At 65.0% G+C, this 14,633-nt stretch carries 12 protein-coding genes; 5 read left to right on the top strand and 7 right to left on the bottom strand.

Going from position 1 to position 14,633, the window contains the following annotated elements; all coding sequences use genetic code 11:
* Together ABJ196_RS11685 and ABJ196_RS11680 are read left to right on the top strand one after the other, a co-directional pair.
* Positions 1-180: hypothetical protein (locus tag ABJ196_RS11685; protein WP_347307301.1), on the top strand; the 180-nt coding region annotated here is incomplete at its 5' end.
* Positions 177-380, top strand: a complete 204-nt coding sequence (locus tag ABJ196_RS11680) for a hypothetical protein (protein WP_347307299.1) — start codon at positions 177-179, stop codon at positions 378-380. The genes ABJ196_RS11685 and ABJ196_RS11680, both read left to right, overlap by 4 nt.
* A gap of 92 nt (positions 381-472) precedes the next feature.
* Here the strand turns inward: ABJ196_RS11680 and ABJ196_RS11675 are convergent, their stop codons facing one another.
* From ABJ196_RS11675 to ABJ196_RS11660, 4 genes are all read right to left on the bottom strand, one after another.
* Positions 473-3,769 carry an ExeM/NucH family extracellular endonuclease gene (locus tag ABJ196_RS11675; RefSeq protein ID WP_347307297.1) on the bottom strand — a complete coding sequence of 1,099 codons (3,297 nt, stop codon included), beginning with the start codon at positions 3,767-3,769 and terminating at the stop codon, positions 473-475.
* A 168-nt stretch (positions 3,770-3,937) separates the two neighbouring features.
* Complete coding sequence (locus ABJ196_RS11670) at positions 3,938-5,257, bottom strand: alpha/beta hydrolase family protein (protein ID WP_347307295.1); 1,320 nt, start codon at positions 5,255-5,257, stop codon at positions 3,938-3,940.
* Positions 5,258-5,339: 82 nt separating this feature from the next.
* A complete protein-coding gene (locus ABJ196_RS11665) occupies positions 5,340-6,395 on the bottom strand; it encodes an alpha/beta hydrolase family protein (protein WP_347307293.1) in 1,056 nt (351 codons plus the stop codon).
* Positions 6,396-6,500: 105 nt separating this feature from the next.
* Positions 6,501-7,541 carry an alpha/beta hydrolase family protein gene (locus ABJ196_RS11660; protein WP_347307291.1) on the bottom strand — a complete coding sequence of 347 codons (1,041 nt, stop codon included), beginning with the start codon at positions 7,539-7,541 and terminating at the stop codon, positions 6,501-6,503.
* Positions 7,542-7,699: 158 nt separating this feature from the next.
* On the opposite strand from ABJ196_RS11660, the gene ABJ196_RS11655 reads away from it, so the two are divergent.
* Entirely contained in the window at positions 7,700-8,401 is a 702-nt protein-coding gene (locus ABJ196_RS11655; protein ID WP_347307289.1) for a hemolysin III family protein, read from the top strand.
* On the opposite strand, the gene ABJ196_RS11650 is transcribed toward ABJ196_RS11655, so the two are convergent.
* From ABJ196_RS11650 to ABJ196_RS11640, 3 genes are read right to left on the bottom strand one after another with little or no spacing between them, the layout of a single operon-like run.
* Positions 8,364-8,645: a hypothetical protein gene (locus tag ABJ196_RS11650; RefSeq protein ID WP_347307287.1), complete on the bottom strand. Its 282-nt coding sequence runs from the start codon at positions 8,643-8,645 to the stop codon at positions 8,364-8,366. The two genes, ABJ196_RS11655 and ABJ196_RS11650, sit on opposite strands and share 38 nt — an antisense overlap.
* 27 nt (positions 8,646-8,672) lie before the next feature.
* Entirely contained in the window at positions 8,673-10,745 is a 2,073-nt protein-coding gene (locus ABJ196_RS11645) for an acyl-CoA dehydrogenase family protein (protein ID WP_347307285.1), read from the bottom strand.
* Positions 10,746-10,770: 25 nt separating this feature from the next.
* Positions 10,771-12,048 carry an acetyl-CoA C-acetyltransferase gene (locus ABJ196_RS11640; RefSeq protein WP_347307283.1) on the bottom strand — a complete coding sequence of 426 codons (1,278 nt, stop codon included), beginning with the start codon at positions 12,046-12,048 and terminating at the stop codon, positions 10,771-10,773.
* 108 nt (positions 12,049-12,156) lie between these two features.
* On the opposite strand from ABJ196_RS11640, the gene ABJ196_RS11635 reads away from it, so the two are divergent.
* Positions 12,157-13,440: a 3-oxoacyl-ACP reductase gene (locus ABJ196_RS11635; protein WP_347307281.1), complete on the top strand. Its 1,284-nt coding sequence runs from the start codon at positions 12,157-12,159 to the stop codon at positions 13,438-13,440.
* Positions 13,441-13,447: 7 nt separating this feature from the next.
* Entirely contained in the window at positions 13,448-14,266 is an 819-nt protein-coding gene (locus ABJ196_RS11630) for a MaoC/PaaZ C-terminal domain-containing protein (protein WP_347307279.1), read from the top strand.
* Positions 14,267-14,633 lie beyond the last annotated feature (367 nt).

The following is a 14,633-nucleotide window of genomic DNA, read 5'->3' as shown; positions in this document are numbered from 1 at the left end:
AACGGCTGCGCGTACTGCCTTAACCCCCACACCAAGGTCGCACTCATGCTGGCCGAAGCCGCCGCCCAGCCTTCCGATGCCCCCGCACCCGCCCCGCCGGCACAACCCGACCCGCTGCCCGCATCTGCCTTGCTCAACGCACGGCTAAAGCTGCGCGGCTCAACGAAGGAGCAGACATGAGCGAGCAGAGTACATGTACGTCCGGCACGCAGGAAAACTCCCCGGCCTACGAAGTCCGCGTGGGCGACACCTTGGCGGTCTATACGGTCTACTTCGACGTCGATGGTGACGTCGACGGCGGCCAGCGCATCGTCGCCGTGTGCCCCTACGTGAAGCCATGGCTGACCAAGCACCCCGACTACCCAAAAGCACGTGGATAAGACCGAACCCCGGCACCTCGCGGCCGTGGGGATATAACGCACGAAAACGACGAAAGGGCCCACACAAACCGGGGCCCTGTCTGCGTTGTGTGCTACATCTTCAGATTCTTAATGGCCATGCGCACCGGCGCAGGCAGCGCCTGCAATGCGCTGTCCGGAATCTGGCCGAAGACAGCTGCCACGAACGGGAAGGCACCCACGAGCGCCAGCACCGCGAGCACAATGCCGACGATGCCGCCCGTGCCCAGACTCGAGGAATCCGCGCCGTCCGCGTCCTTGCCTGGCGTGGTGTCCTTGTCCGTCTCCTCGTCACCGGCTTCCTTCGGCACCTGGCCCGAGACCTTGACGTTCTGCTGCGTGCCATCGGTGAAGGTCACCGTGAGCGAGCCGTCCTCGTTGGCCTCGATGCTCTCGATGCCGCGACCGTCCTTGCCGTCGGCGCCGTCTTTGCCGTCGACACCATTGGTGCCGTCCTCGCCGTCCTTGCCGTCGGCACCGTCGCGGCCGGGCTTACTCTCCAGGCCCTGAATGTTGCCGGCAATTTCGGTGGTGCCGTCAGAGTAAGTGACTTCCAAGTCGCCGTTGTCGAGGACCTGCACCTTGGTCACGGAGCGACTGTCTGCGCCGTCCTTGCCATCGGCGCCGTCTTTGCCATCGACACCATTAGTGCCGTCCTCGCCGTCCTTGCCGTCGGCACCGTCTTTGCCATCGACACCATTAGTGCCGTCCTCGCCATCCTTGCCGTCGGCGCCGTCTTTGCCGGGCTCGCCACGGACGGTGCCGAGGTTCTGCTCCGTGCCGTCGGTGTAGTAGACGATGAGCTCGCCGTCGACGATCTTCATCTCCTTGACTCCGCGGGCATCGGAGGTGGTGTCGTCATCCTTCGGATCTTCGTCCTTGGGCTGGTCATCGTCTGAAGGATCGGTGGCAGACAGTGAGAAGCCGACCTTGACCGGGTCGTGGTCCGAAGCTCGGAACGGGGAGTTGTCGTAGAAGTCCACCACGTTGTAGTTGCGGCGGGAGTACTCGAAGGCGACCGACTCGTCCGAGTTGATGTTCCAGACCTGGGCGTCAGAGACCTTGCCGGAGGCAACCTCGTTGGCCGACACGTGGTCGAGGGTACCGAGGAGACCGTCGAATTGGTAGGACGGATCGGCACCGTAGGTCTCGGCCGGGACGGTGTAGCCGTTCGTGCGGAAGACGCCGAGGGCCTTCTCCATGGTGTACGTGTTGAGGTCACCCATGACGAAGGTGGCCTTGCCCTCCCAGTCCTCCTGCTTGGCAAGGTGATCGAGCACAGCCTGCGCCTGAGCGTTGCGGACGTTCGGGTTGTTGCCCTGGCCGTCGCCGGAGTCAGCGTCGCCCTTGGCGACGGAACCCTTGGACTTGAAGTGGTTGGCGACCGCGACGAAAGTTTCCTTCACGTTCGGATCCGTCGCCGCGAATTCCTGGGCGAGCGGCTCGCGGGCGGTGCCGGTGAAGCGGTCATCGGTGAAGATGCGGGACTCCCCCACTGGCTTGACGCGATCCGGGGCGTAGATAAACGCGGTGCGAATGACATCGCCCTTGACCGGGACATTCGACGGGGACTTCACATACTCCCAGTTGCCCCCTGCGGCGTTGAGAGCCTCGGTCAGTGTCTTCAGAGCGTTATCGCGCTCGTTGATGTCGCCGGTGACGGCGTAGCCGTTTTCGATCTCAGACAGGGCGATGACGTCAGCGTCGAGACCGTTGATGGCGGCGACGATCTTGGCCTGCTGGTCAGCCAGGGCCGAAGCGGTCCACGCACCACGGGTCGTGCCGCGGTTGACGGTGACCGGGTTGCCGTCCTTGTCCTTGTGGCTGGTGCCGCCAAACTCCTCGCCGAGGGAGACGAAGTAGTTAAGGACGTTGAATGCGCCGATGGTGTAGTCACCCTTGACGTCTACGCCGCCCTCGATGGCTGCGCGGGAATCTTCCCAGGAGATGGGCAAGTCAGCGCCGGAGGCGTTGCCGGTGACCGGTGTGGTGGGCTCGAAGCGCCAGGCGTCATGCGAGTAGTGAACGACGACGGGGTGCTGGAACTCGACCTGGTCCGTGGTACGCAGCGACTTGATGGTCGAGCCGCCGTCCTGCGAGATGTAGGGCAGTGGGGTGTTCTTGTCCGACTGCATGTAGTTCTTCGTGCGGGCGTCGTCGAGGATGACGAGGCGTTCCTTGTTGGACGCAGCGAGCTTTTGCAGATCGGAATTCGGCTCCTTGGAGGGCTCGTAGATATCCGACGGCTGGCGCAGGTACTCGGTGCCGCCGTTGAGGCCGACTTCGCCGAAGGTGTTGAGCGCGTAGTTATTCGTCACCGTGTGGGTACCCGGCTGGACGAGCATGCCCTCGAAGGGCTCGCGGGCTGCATCGCCGGCTGGTAGCTCATCGATAGCGACCGGCGTGACGGCAGGCAGTGCCTCAGCGAGCGAGGAAATCTCAGCAGCGGTGATCTGCGTGGCGTTGTAGAACTCAGAGACCTTGCCGGAGACCTGAACGGAGGCGCCGAGCTCTGGGTAGTCCGTGCGGGAGCCCATGTAGACGAAGATGCCGTGGGACGCCTCGCCGACTTTCGGAGCGGTCTCGCCGGTGCCGCCGGTCTGGATGGTGAAGCCGTTGAGGCCGCCTTCCTTCCATACTGCGGTGACGACGCCCTCGGTCGTCACAGTCTGATCAACGAGCGGGGATGCGGCGCCCGTGCCCTGGATCTTGGCGATGGGCGTGATGGTCGCGGGATCGACCGGAGTCGCGGGGTCAGTCGGGTCGGTCGGATCCGTCGGATCTGTTGGGTCGGTCGGCGCGGCGCCGGAGTTCTGCGGCGTGGGGGCGCCCGCGGTGAAGTCCGCGGCGTTGTTGTCGGTGTCGGTGCCTGCGGCATCGCGGGAGACCGACTGCGAGTTGGAGGCGCCAGCGACGGGGGAGCCCTCGTTGATGGTGGCGGAACCGTAACCGACGGTGTCGACGGTGGTGCCGGCGGCATCGGCAAGCTGGACCGCTCCGTTGGTGCCGGACATGGCGAGGCCGGCGTCGGCGTCTGGGGTGGGCAGCGCGGTGGTGCCGCCGTTGCCCGGGCCGCCCTGGATGAGGAAGTGGCCGCCGGCAGGAATAGAGCCCGTGAGTGTGGCCTTGCCACCGGAGCCGCCCTTGCCGGAGAAGTACTCAACGGTGTAGCCGGTGAGATCGATGTCGGCGTTCGTCGGGTTATACAGCTCGATGAAGTCGTGCGTGTACGTGGCGCCGGAGTTTCCGCCGCCGCCATAAGCCTCGGAGATGACGACCTGGGAGCCGTCCGTCGCGGCGTGGGCTGGAACGGCGGCGAGGGAGGAGACGAGGGCAGCGATAGCCAGCGTGCCAATGCGTCGAGAATGCATACAAATCCTTGAGCTCGATGAGGAGAAAAGCGAATGGACAGAGAGCATTTAACGCGCAAAAGTCGTGGGTGAAAACAACCGAATCACTCGTCACCTGGAAGTTTGTTTGGTGCTTTAGAAATGTTCGCGCAGTTTTTACCACGTGGTCACTTCATGTGGGGTGCAGCGCTACTCCAGTCCGAGTGCTGGAGCGATGGTTGAATCCCACGCTGCGTGCAGCTCTCGCTCGAACAACGCGTACGAGTGTGCGCCAAACGTCGTGTGAAAGCGCTCGACGTGGACGCCGCGCGCCTGGGCCGCGCGGGTGAAGTAGTTCGAGGTGACTTGGGAGACTGCCTCGAGGGTGAGCCCCCACGTCCAATTGCCGCCCAATTCCTCTGCGGTGGGGATGCCATAGGCGGTGCCCACGAACACGTCGGTATTACGCAGCGCCGCTGGGTCGTAGGAAGGATCATTGAGCTGCCACGCATCGCTGCTAGACAAGCCGAAGGCGTCGACGGAGCTGCCCTCCGAGCCTTTGAGGATGCCCTGGCTGACAATGCGCCCTAGGACGCCGGAGGTCGCGGGAAAGCCGGAGAACGATGCTGCCGCGGCGAACCGCTCGGGGTTTTCCGCCGCAATGTGCAGCGCGGGGCCGCCGGACATAGACAGGCCAGCAATGGCGTCCTGGCCGGTGCCATTGAATTCTTCTTGGACGACGCGGGGGAGTTCCTCGCCGAGGTACGTAGCCCATTGATTGCGGCCAGCAGGCGAGTTCGTGTTTTCCCAATTGACGTACATCGACGCGCCGCCGCCGATGGGGGTGACGACGTTGACCTGCTTATCGGCAAAGAATTCTTCGTAATCAGTCTCCGTGTGCCAGTTGGCACCACCTGCGCCGCCGTCAGCGCCGGACATGAGCACGAGCGTCGATGCTGGGGTGTCGGTCTGCGGGGCTCGCAACAAAAGATTGGTGACGATGCTCTGATTCGCCGGTGACCAGACATCGATCTCGACGAGGTTGCCTTCGACGGGGCGGGTGTCGAGCAGACGCGGCTCAGGACCGTAATCGACAAGGGAAGGTTCGCCTCGTTCTTCCTCACTGGATAGCTGAGCCGTGGCAAAGGAGTCTCCGCTCGACGAGCTGCCGGCCCCGTTGCTCGAGAGACCTTTGAATGCCGGAACAGAACTACCCAGCCATTGTCCATCCGAGCTGCCGTCACCTGAGCCGAGGGCGTCAGGTAACTGGGCGGAACCACGCGGCGCGACGAGGGGATCGCCTAGGCGTGAAGAGCCAATGGAACTGAGGGCAGAGTCATCGGAAATCGCCACCGAGCCTTCGGTGGCGGTGCGTGCAGATTCGCTGTCGGCACTGCCTTCAGTAGAGGAGTTCTCTGCGGATTGTGCGGAGGCTACGGCGGGGTCGATCCACGCCGCGACGAGGAGCGAAGTGATGGCCGCGGCGATGCACAGCGCACGCAGGCGGGCGGAGGCAGGAGAAACGGTCATGGCTTCACCCTAGTGTCCTGAGTCACGTCCTAGGGACGTTTTCGCTCTTGTGTCTGCGCGACGCTGCCCTCAGACGGGGTCTTTAGAGATCCGCGGCGCCGATAGTGCGTGCGATGGTTTGAGCCCAGCTCACCTTCATCTGGTGGGAGAAAAGGCCAAAGGAATGAGAGCCCTGTGGCGTGTAATAGCGGTTGACGTCGAGCCCGGCGCGGCGCGCATTATTGGTGAACTGCTGGGTGCAGTCGTTGGCGACGATTTCGACCTCGGCGGGACCGAATGCCTGGCCGGCGGCGGAGCTTAAGTTGCCGATGCCGTCAGGGCCGCCAGGTTGGCCGGAGGCGGAGGCGACGAAGACCTTGACGCCGCGCAGACGATCCAGGTTGGCGTTGGGATCATGCTCGCGCCACGAGGCATTGCCGGGCATGCCCCACGCGTTAAACGAGGAGCCGCCGCCCAAGGCGATCATGGCTGTGGAGATTGTGCCGCCGTAGGCGCCGGAACGAATGGGGCAGCCGGAATACGAGGCCGCAGCAACGAAGCGGCGCGGGGCATGGCCTGCGATGTCGAGCGCCGCGGCGCCCGTGGAGGATAGGCCGCCGATGGCGTCGTGGCCGGTGCCATGGAATTCTTTGTCAATGAGCGGAGGAAGCTCCCGCGTCATGTAAGTGTTCCACTTGTTGACACCAAGGATGGGATCCGTGGAATCCCAGTCCGTGTAGAGGGAGTATGGACCGCCCAGCGGCATGACGACGTTGACGTTTTTATTGGCGAACCAGCTTTTGACGTCGCTGTGGGACATCCAGTTGAGGCCTGCCTGGCCGCCCTTGATCCCGGGCAGCAAGTAGAAGGACGGTCGCGGCTGGTCACCCGAGGGCAGCAGGACGTTGTTGTCGACGACGGCGCGGTTGGCCGGGGACCACACGCGCACCTTCCAGTGGTTGCCGTCCACGTGTTTCTTCGAGACGATGAACGGCGTATTACCAAGCCACGGCTGCGGGGCAGCGGTGCCCGTAAGTGACGGCCCCGGGGCAAGGGGGTCGGCCTGAGCCGGAGCTGCAAGGCCGGTGACGAAAGCGGTAGCTGCCAAAGTGGTGGCCGTCAGAGCGGTGGCGGCGACACGAGAGAGAGAAAGTCGCATTCATTAAGTTTAACTTTTCTTCATTCGAGAAACTAGTTGAGGATGGGTGGCGACTACCGCTGCGCACGCCCGTGGATCCTAAAACCCGGCCGAAAAGTGGGTGACTTATGCCCCGAGCGCAGGGCCAATGACCTTCGTCCAGCTTTTGCCAAGGGCGTCTTCGTAGTACGGCCAATCGTGAATGCCATAGGCCTCGCGGTCATAGGTGACGTCGACGCCCGCGCCACGTGCCTGGGCGACGAAAGGATCGTTGGTGAGGCGTACGAGGTACTCCATGACGCCGTTCCAGAACATGCCGCGTTGGACGGTGCCGAAGCCGTCTTTTTCCAGGCCGGAGCCGGAATAGAAGTAGACCTTCGTATTTTTGAGCTTGTCCACGTGGAGGATTGGATCGTAGTGGAGCCATTCCGGATCATCCGGCCATCCAAACATCCCCCACACGGGCGCCATCTTTGCAGCCGTGACGCCGAGCGACATGATGCGGCCCATCGTGGAGGAGACCGCCGTGTAGCCAGACAGCGACGCAACGGCGACGTACTTATCGGGATAAGCCTCTGCGATGTTGAGGGCCGGTGCGCCGGAGGCCGAGAGGCCTGCGATGGCGCGTTTGTCAGTGGCATGAAACTGCGTCTCCATGATGAACGGCAGTTCCTGCGTGTAGTACGTCATCCACTTCGCGGTGCCCACGGGCGTGGTCGTGCTCTTCCAGTCATAGAAGAGCGTGCCGTCGCCACCGATGGGTGAGACGACGTTGACGTTTTTACCGCGAAAGAGGGATTCATAGTCTGTGGCTGTCGCCCACGTGTCGCCGCGCTCGCCACCGTAGGAGCCCTGCATGAGATAGAACGTGGGGCGCGGCGTGGTGTTGTCGGGCCCGCCCGGCGGCAGCAGCAGGTTATTGGTGATGACGCGGTCCATCGATGCCGAGTAGATGTCTATCTCATAGAGATTGTCGTGAATATGGCGCGTCGCGGCAAGCTTCGTGTCGGACGTCGCGACATCGCTTGCGGGCACCTCCGCGGTGCCCTCGACAGCGGGCAGCGTGGTGCTCGACATCTGGGGGAAGGTGAGTGGTGTCGTGAGAGGGTCTGGCAGGGCTGGAAGCGCGACGAGGAGAGCCGAGAGGAACGAGGCGATGACATTCATGTTAACGATGATAATATCGCGGGTGCGCTGGGCAAAGAGCTTACTGTGTGAGATGAATTCGACTGGGTGAGGGGGCCTGCCGCTCGCTCATGCATGGTGTGAAGGCCGACTGTGGGGAGTGGTGCTCTGGTATGGTTACGGTAGCGTAGGTTAACTGAATGGGAGGCACCACGATGGACGAGGGCCTGATTACCCGCACGTATGTCATGGCTGACCGCGGCCAGCGGCCAGCGGGGCGTGGATGGTTCCACTTCGGCGCAGCTATCGCAGCACTTGTGGCCTCGACGGTCCTTGCTACCTTCGCGTGGATGCGCTTGCCGTGGGGCGCGGCTCTGGGGGTGACGGTGTACGCAGTGGGACTCATCGGGTTGTTCGGAGTTTCCGCCGCGTATCACCTCGTGCCTTGGGGCAAGGTTTCTACCGTGGCGTGGTGGCGGCGCGCAGACCACTCGACCATTGCGGTGTTTATTGCTGCGACCTACACGCCTCTGCTGTGCATTGCGGTGGACAACGCGTGGTGGTTGCTCGTCATCGCGTGGATAGGCGCCATCGCTGCGGTGGTGCTGAATCTCGTGTGGATTTCTCACCCGCGGTGGCTCGACGTCGTGGTCTACCTGGGTCTGGGGTGGCTCGTTGTGCCCCTCATTCCGCAGTTGTGGCGCGAGGCGGGCCCAGCAGTCGTGTGGCTGCTGTTCGCCGGAGGAATTATCTATTCACTCGGCGCGCTCATCTATGGCTTCAAATGGCCCGGGCGCAACGCCCAATGGTTCGGCTATCACGAACACTTCCACACCGCGACGGTGGCCGCGGCTATCGTGCACCTCATCGCTGTGTGGATGGTCGTCGTGTCAGCGACCTAGCGTGCTGACCGCGCTGGCTGCCTGATGTGCGAGAGCCGCTATGCGCTCGGGATGTTGACGGACCAGAAAAGCCGAACTTGTCCTCGACTTGGCCGTAGACATTACCCCACTGCTGCTTGCCCATCGGCAGGACGACGCGGCCGTCGGAGCCCATGAGGGTCCAGCCGTCCGCGATTTCCAGGTGGGCGTTCATGATGCGGTCGGCCTGCTCGGCGGGCAGGCCGAAAGCAGCGCCGTCGTGCACTTCAGCAGTCTAGCGAAATGTTGTGGTTTAGTCCGTGGTGTCGTGGAGGTCGATGCCCGGCTCGGTGAGCATGGGCACGTTGGTCACCTCGGCGGGGCTGCCGAAGGCGTCGACGAGGACGTCAGACCACGGCGCGAGCGAGTCGACCAAGTCGTTCATCGCGGCGCGGGCCGCCTTGACGCGGCCGCCCGGCAGGAGGTTGTGCTCCTGGTACCACCCGGCGTGCTGCGTGATGATGTCGAAGGCGAGCAGCGTGCGCAGCTGTTCCATGACCTGGCGGGCCATCGAGCCTTCCTCGAGGGAGCGCTCGGCCTCAACCATGGCCTGGATGAGCAGCGCGTCGACTCGTGCCCAGCCGACGGCGATGAGGTGGTCTTGGCACTTGTCCATAATTGCTGCGGCCTGGATGCGGTCGGCCTTGCGGGCAGGCTGGACGCGGCGCACGAGCGAACGCAGGACCGACTGGGCGCGGTCATCGATAAGCCGCGTCTGGTAGGCGGCATCGAAAAGCGAATCTGCATTGACGAGGTCACGAATGTCCTGCAGGCGCGTAGTGAAGCCGGTGCGGCGACGCACGACGTCCGAGGCAGTAGTCGCCGCGTACTTCACGGTGTCCCACGGGGTCATGTCGGCCATGTCGCGGCCGTAGGCAGTGAGCAGATTCTTGCCCACCATCTGAATGAGTACCGTGTTATCGCCTTCAAAGGTCGCGTAGACGTCCGAGTCCGCGCGGTAGGTGGTGAGGCGGTTTTCCGTCATGTAGCCCGCGCCGCCGCAGGCCTCGCGGCATTCCTGGATGGTGCGCGTGGCGTGGGTGGTGTGTGCGGTCTTGATGGCGGCGGCGAGCGACTCCATCTCGCGGGAGGCGAATTTGTGCTCGTCCGTGGGCTCGGTGACGGACCATGCGCCGGAGCTCTGCTGTTCCACCTGCTCCTGGTAGCGGTCCAGGATCTGGTTGTGAAGAAGCTGCAGTGCGTAGGTGCGCGCGAGCGGGATGAGCAGGCGACGGCGGTGCTGGCGGTGTTCGATGAGTCGCTTATCGCGGCCCGTGGCGCCGGCGAACTGGCGGCGTCGGTTGGCGTAGCGCACCGCGATGGTGAGCGCGGATTGCGTGGCGCCGCCGGCCGCGCCGGAGACGCCGATGCGACCGCGGATGAGCGTGCCGAGCATGGTGAAGAAGCGTGCATTCTTATTCGCGATGGGGGAGGAGTACGTGCCGTCCTCGGAGACATCGGCGAAGCGGTTGAGCAGGTTTTCGCGCGGAATGCGCACCTTATCGAAGGCGATGGTGCCGTTGTCTACGCCGAGCAAGCCGCCCTTGGAACCGTGGTCGCCGAGGGTGATGCCGGGTAGCGGCTGTCCGTCCTCGTCGCGGATGGGCACGATGAAAGCATGGACGCCATTCGCGCGTCCATCGGAGTCGGGGGTGATGAGCTGAGCGAAGACTGCGGCGGCGCGGCCGTCGTTGGCGGCGTTGCCGATGTAGTTCTTCACTGCAGTGGGGCTGGGAGTATCAATGACAAATTCTTGCGTATCCGGGTCGTAGGTGGCGGTGGTCTCCAGAGACTGCACGTCAGAGCCGTGACCACGTTCGGTCATGGCAAAACAACCGGGGATGGAGAGGTTAGCCGCACCCACGACCCACTCGCGGTGGCGTTCGGTGCCGAGCTGATCGAGCGCGCCGCCCCACAGGCCCCACTGCACGCCGGACTTGATGGCGAGCGAGCCGTCGACGCGGGCAAGCGCCTCGAGCGTGGTCATGGCGTCGCGCGGGTTGGTCGCGCCGCCGTTGGACTCCTGGAATCCCTGCTGGAAGCCACCGAAGTCGCGCACGGCCGCGAGGTTGGCGAAGGTGTGCGCGCGGTGCTCCTCGAGGGAGGCACCGGGCAGCGGGTAGAGCGCCGGATCATTCAAGAACTCGCGGGCCGCAGCGCGGAACTCCGGGTTGGAGCCGTCCAGGAGGGCCTGGAGCTCGGGCGCGACGGTGGGATCGGGGTTGATGGGCAGGCGCGCGGGGCTGTCGGACTCCGGCCGCGCGGAATTAGCGCGGGGCTCGGGGGCGGGCTCGAAGTCGGGACGGGTAGCAGTCGGGGTGGTCATGATGGTCTCCTTCGGTAAGTAGTAGTTATGCTTCGACAATCGCGGCGACGCCTTGGCCGCCGGCGGCACAGATGGAAATAAGCGCGCGGCCACCGCCGCGTTGGTGAAGCGCCTTCGCTGCAGTGGCGAGGATGCGCGTTCCGGTCGCTGCGAACGGGTGGCCCGCAGCGAGCGAGGAACCGTGAACGTTGAGCCTTTGCTTGTCGATGCCGCCGAGCGCGCCGGGCAGCCCCAATACATCGCGGCAGTACTCGTCCGACTCCCAGGCGGACAGGGTGGCGAGGACCTGGGAGGCAAAGGCCTCGTGGATTTCGTAGAGGTCAAAGTCCTCGAGCGTGAGCCCCTGGCGTGCCAGTAGGCGGGGCACCGCGTGCGTGGGGGCCATGAGCAGCCCCTCCGAGCCATGGACGAAGTCGACGGCGGCGGTCTCCGAGTCGACGAGGTAGGCGAGCGGCTCGAGGCGGTACGCGGCGGCGAATTCCTCGGTGCCGAGCAGCGCGCAGGACGCGCCGTCCGTGAGCGCCGTGGAGTTGCCCGCCGTCATCGTCGGCTCGTCTTGTTCCTTGCCAAAGACTGGCTTGAGCTTGGCGAGGGTCTCTTCACTGGTGTCGCGGCGCAGCACGCCGTCCTCGCGCAGGCCCTGGAATCCGGTGACGAGGTCGTCGAAGAATCCGGCGTCCCACGCGGCCGCAAGGTTGCGGTGCGAGGCCGCCGCGAGCGCGTCTTGATCCGCGCGGGTCACGCCCAACTCGGCGGCGGTGCGGGCTGCGTGTTCGCCCATGGACAGGCCGGTGCGCGGCTCGGCGTTGCGTGGCTGCTCCGGCGCAAGCTGGTCCGGGCGCAAGGAGCCCACAAGTTTGAGGCGCTCGGGCACGGAGCGCGCCCGCGTGAGCGCGAGCAAGGTGCGCCGGAGCGAATCGTTGAGCGCGAGTGGGGCATCGGATGCCGAGTCTGTGCCGCCGGCGATGCCTGCCTCGATGCGGCCGGCGGTGATGGCGTCGGCTACTGTGACCGCCGCAGTGAGCGAGGTCGCGCAGGCTTGCTGCACATCGAGCGCCGGCGTTTCGGGAGCGAGCGCCGAGCCGAGGACGGACTCGCGCGTCAAGTTGAAGTCGCGCGAGTGCTTGAGCACGGCGCCGGCGGCGACGAGTCCGAGACGGGCGTCCTGCAGACCGTAGCGGGCGACGAGTCCGTCGAGCGCTGCGGTGAGCATGTCCTGATTGGAGGCCCGCGCGTAGTGCTTGTTCGCACGGGCGAAGGGGATACGGTTGCCGCCGAGGATGGCGACGCGAGTGCGGGTCATGGGGTCTCCTTCATTAGCGAACCGGAATTAGTATGTTGTGAATCACACTCTAGCGTGTATCGTATGGATTGTCACTAACGAATTTTTGCTTTTGAGGAGGAAATAACCATGTCAATAGCGCAAAAGATCTTCAGTTCCCCCGTCGCGGCGAAGGCCGGCGTGCCGCAGGGATATCCCCTAAAACGCTATGAAGTAGGCGAACCGCCGCTCGTAGGATCGGTTGAATGGAGTCCCGGCGCGTGGTCGGACGGCCTGCGTGCGCTCCTGCCTTCTGGCACGGGCGAGACCGCCGGACTCGTCTTCGATGCCACCGGCCTGGACGGGCCTGAGGATCTGCGGAAGCTCTATGACTTCTTCCATCCACGCCTGGGTGGGCTTGCGCCGAACGCGAAGCTCGTCGTCCTCGGCGCAGCACCGGAAAAACTTGAGGGAACTGCCCGCATTGCCGCCCGCGCACTCGAGGGTTTTACTCGTTCGCTTGCTAAGGAACTGCGCAAGGGCGCGACGTGCAATCTCGTTTACGTCGACCCGGCAGGCGGACCAGGGCACGCTGCCTCGACGCTCGCGTTCCTGCTCTCGCCGCGCTCGGCCTTCGTGGACGGCCAGGTCTTCCGCGTCGGCACCGCGGACGCCCCGACGTGGGAGGCACAGCGTCCCCTCGATGGCCGTCTCGCGGTGGTCACGGGTGCGGCGCGCGGCATCGGCGCGATCATCGCGGACGTGCTCGCGCGCGACGGCGCTGACGTTATCTGCGTTGACGTGCCCAGCGCCAGCGAGTCGCTTACGGAGACAGCTAACCGCGTCAAGGGCACCGCTCTGCCCCTCGACGTCACGGCTGCCGATGCCGCCTCCCGCCTTGCCGAGCATGCCCGCGCCCGTTACGGTCGCACACTCGACGTCGTCGTCCACAACGCGGGCATCACACGCGACAGGCTGCTGTTCAACATGGAGCCCGGCCAATGGGACGCGGTGCTCGCCGTTAACCTCGGCGCGCCCGTGCGAATTACCCAGGAGCTCCTCGAGTCCGGCGAACTCGCCGCGGGTGCGTCCATCATCGGTGTGTCCTCCATGGCAGGTATCTCCGGCAACCGCGGCCAGACGAACTACGCGACGACGAAGGCAGGCATCATCGGCCTCGTGGACGCACTGCACGGCCCGCTCGCGGAGCACGGCTCGACCATCAACGCGGTCGCGCCGGGCTTCATTGAAACCGCGATGACCGCCGTCATGCCGCTGGGCCCGCGCGAGATCGGCCGCCGCATCAACTCGCTGCAGCAGGGCGGCAAGCCCGTGGACGTTGCCGAGACCGTCGCCTACTTCGCGGCCGCCGCCTCCCGTGCGGTGAGCGGCAACGTGGTCCGCGTCTGCGGCCAGAACATGATGGGAGCGTGACACACCCATGCGTGAACTCGACCGCTTGCCCGACATGAACGCGCTCTACCCGCGCCTCGTGGCCTCGGCTGCCCGGCGCGGCCCGCGCTCCGGCGACCCCGAGGGCGTGCGCGTGCGCGACGTAACTGTGGACCCGGCCCAGCTCGCGCGTTATGCCCGTGCGACCGGAATGACCCTGCGCGACGAGGCGCCGATTACCTTCCCCTTCGTCCTCGCATTCCCGCTCGTCATGGACGTGATGGCCACGCCCGAGTTTCCCTTCGCCCCGCTCGGCGCGGTCCACATCGCGAACTCCATCCGCCAGTCCGCGCCCCTGCGCGTCGGCGAGACCTATGACATTGAGGTCTCCCTCGAGCGCACCCGTCCGCACAAGCGCGGCACCCTTGTAGATATGCGTACTTTGTTCTTTCCCAGCGGCGAACGAAGTGAGCCGATTGGGGAGCAGACGTCCGTCTTCCTCGGCAAAGGAAGGCCCCCGGCCGGCGAGCCGGAAGGGGGACGCGTCGTGGGGGAGGGGGAGACATCGGCAAGCGTGGCCGAGTGGCGCTTCACGCGCGCGGACGTGCGCGACTATGCGGAGGCTTCTGGCGATCGCAACCCCATTCACGTGAGCCTTGTGGGTGCCAAGGCCTTTGGGTTCCCCGCACCGATCGCGCATGGCATGCTGCTCGCCGCGCGCCTGGCGGGGTGGGCGGACGCGCGCCGGGAGTTCGACATCGACTTCTATAAGCCGGTGGTCCTGCCCGCGCGGGTGACGCTCCACGCCGGGGACGTGCTCGAGCTGCGACGCGGGGAGAAGCTCCACGCGCGGGCGCGGGCGGTCTAGCTGCCGAAAATCGTGCTGAGCCCGCCCCGCAGGTTTTTAAAGATTGTCGGCAGGACCGCGGCGCGGGCACGCATCCTGGCCCAGTGTCTGGTCAGAATTCCGAGACCGCGGCATTACGCCCTGATGGTAAACGACCAGGTCACACCGAAGCAGTCCAAGAGCTGGCCGTAGTAGGCGTTCTACTGCTGCAGGGTGAGCGGCAGGTTCACGGTGCCGTCGGCGGCCAGGCCCTCGAACTGCGCTTGACCTCGCCGCCGAAGATCTCGTGGTAGAACGCGAAAGCCGCACGCGTGGTGCCGTCGAAGAAGAGATGAGGCTCGATGATCGCGTGCTGTTTTGGCCCAGCTGACGGGATAAGGGGGCATCG

The organism is Corynebacterium sp. SA-MJD20WY100, from assembly GCF_039822565.1.
GTDB classification, from domain to species: Bacteria; Actinomycetota; Actinomycetes; order Mycobacteriales; family Mycobacteriaceae; genus Corynebacterium; species Corynebacterium phoceense_A.
The sequence above is the reverse complement of the archived record's forward strand: the minus strand, read 5'-3'. Positions and strand labels throughout refer to the sequence as shown.

Excerpts from the sequence above, each read along its gene's own strand:
- ABJ196_RS11670 (WP_347307295.1), bottom strand. The coding sequence starts at position 5,257 with ATGACCGTTTCTCCTGCCTCCGCCCGCCTGCGTGCGCTGTGCATCGCC.
- ABJ196_RS11655 (WP_347307289.1), top strand. The coding sequence starts at position 7,700 with ATGGGAGGCACCACGATGGACGAGGGCCTGATTACCCGCACGTATGTC.
- ABJ196_RS11645 (WP_347307285.1), bottom strand. The coding sequence starts at position 10,745 with ATGACCACCCCGACTGCTACCCGTCCCGACTTCGAGCCCGCCCCCGAG.
- ABJ196_RS11630 (WP_347307279.1), top strand. The coding sequence starts at position 13,448 with ATGCGTGAACTCGACCGCTTGCCCGACATGAACGCGCTCTACCCGCGC.
- ABJ196_RS11675 (WP_347307297.1), bottom strand. The coding sequence starts at position 3,769 with ATGCATTCTCGACGCATTGGCACGCTGGCTATCGCTGCCCTCGTCTCC.
- ABJ196_RS11635 (WP_347307281.1), top strand. The coding sequence starts at position 12,157 with ATGTCAATAGCGCAAAAGATCTTCAGTTCCCCCGTCGCGGCGAAGGCC.
- ABJ196_RS11665 (WP_347307293.1), bottom strand. The coding sequence starts at position 6,395 with ATGCGACTTTCTCTCTCTCGTGTCGCCGCCACCGCTCTGACGGCCACC.
- ABJ196_RS11680 (WP_347307299.1), top strand. The coding sequence starts at position 177 with ATGAGCGAGCAGAGTACATGTACGTCCGGCACGCAGGAAAACTCCCCG.
- ABJ196_RS11640 (WP_347307283.1), bottom strand. The coding sequence starts at position 12,048 with ATGACCCGCACTCGCGTCGCCATCCTCGGCGGCAACCGTATCCCCTTC.
- ABJ196_RS11660 (WP_347307291.1), bottom strand. The coding sequence starts at position 7,541 with ATGAATGTCATCGCCTCGTTCCTCTCGGCTCTCCTCGTCGCGCTTCCA.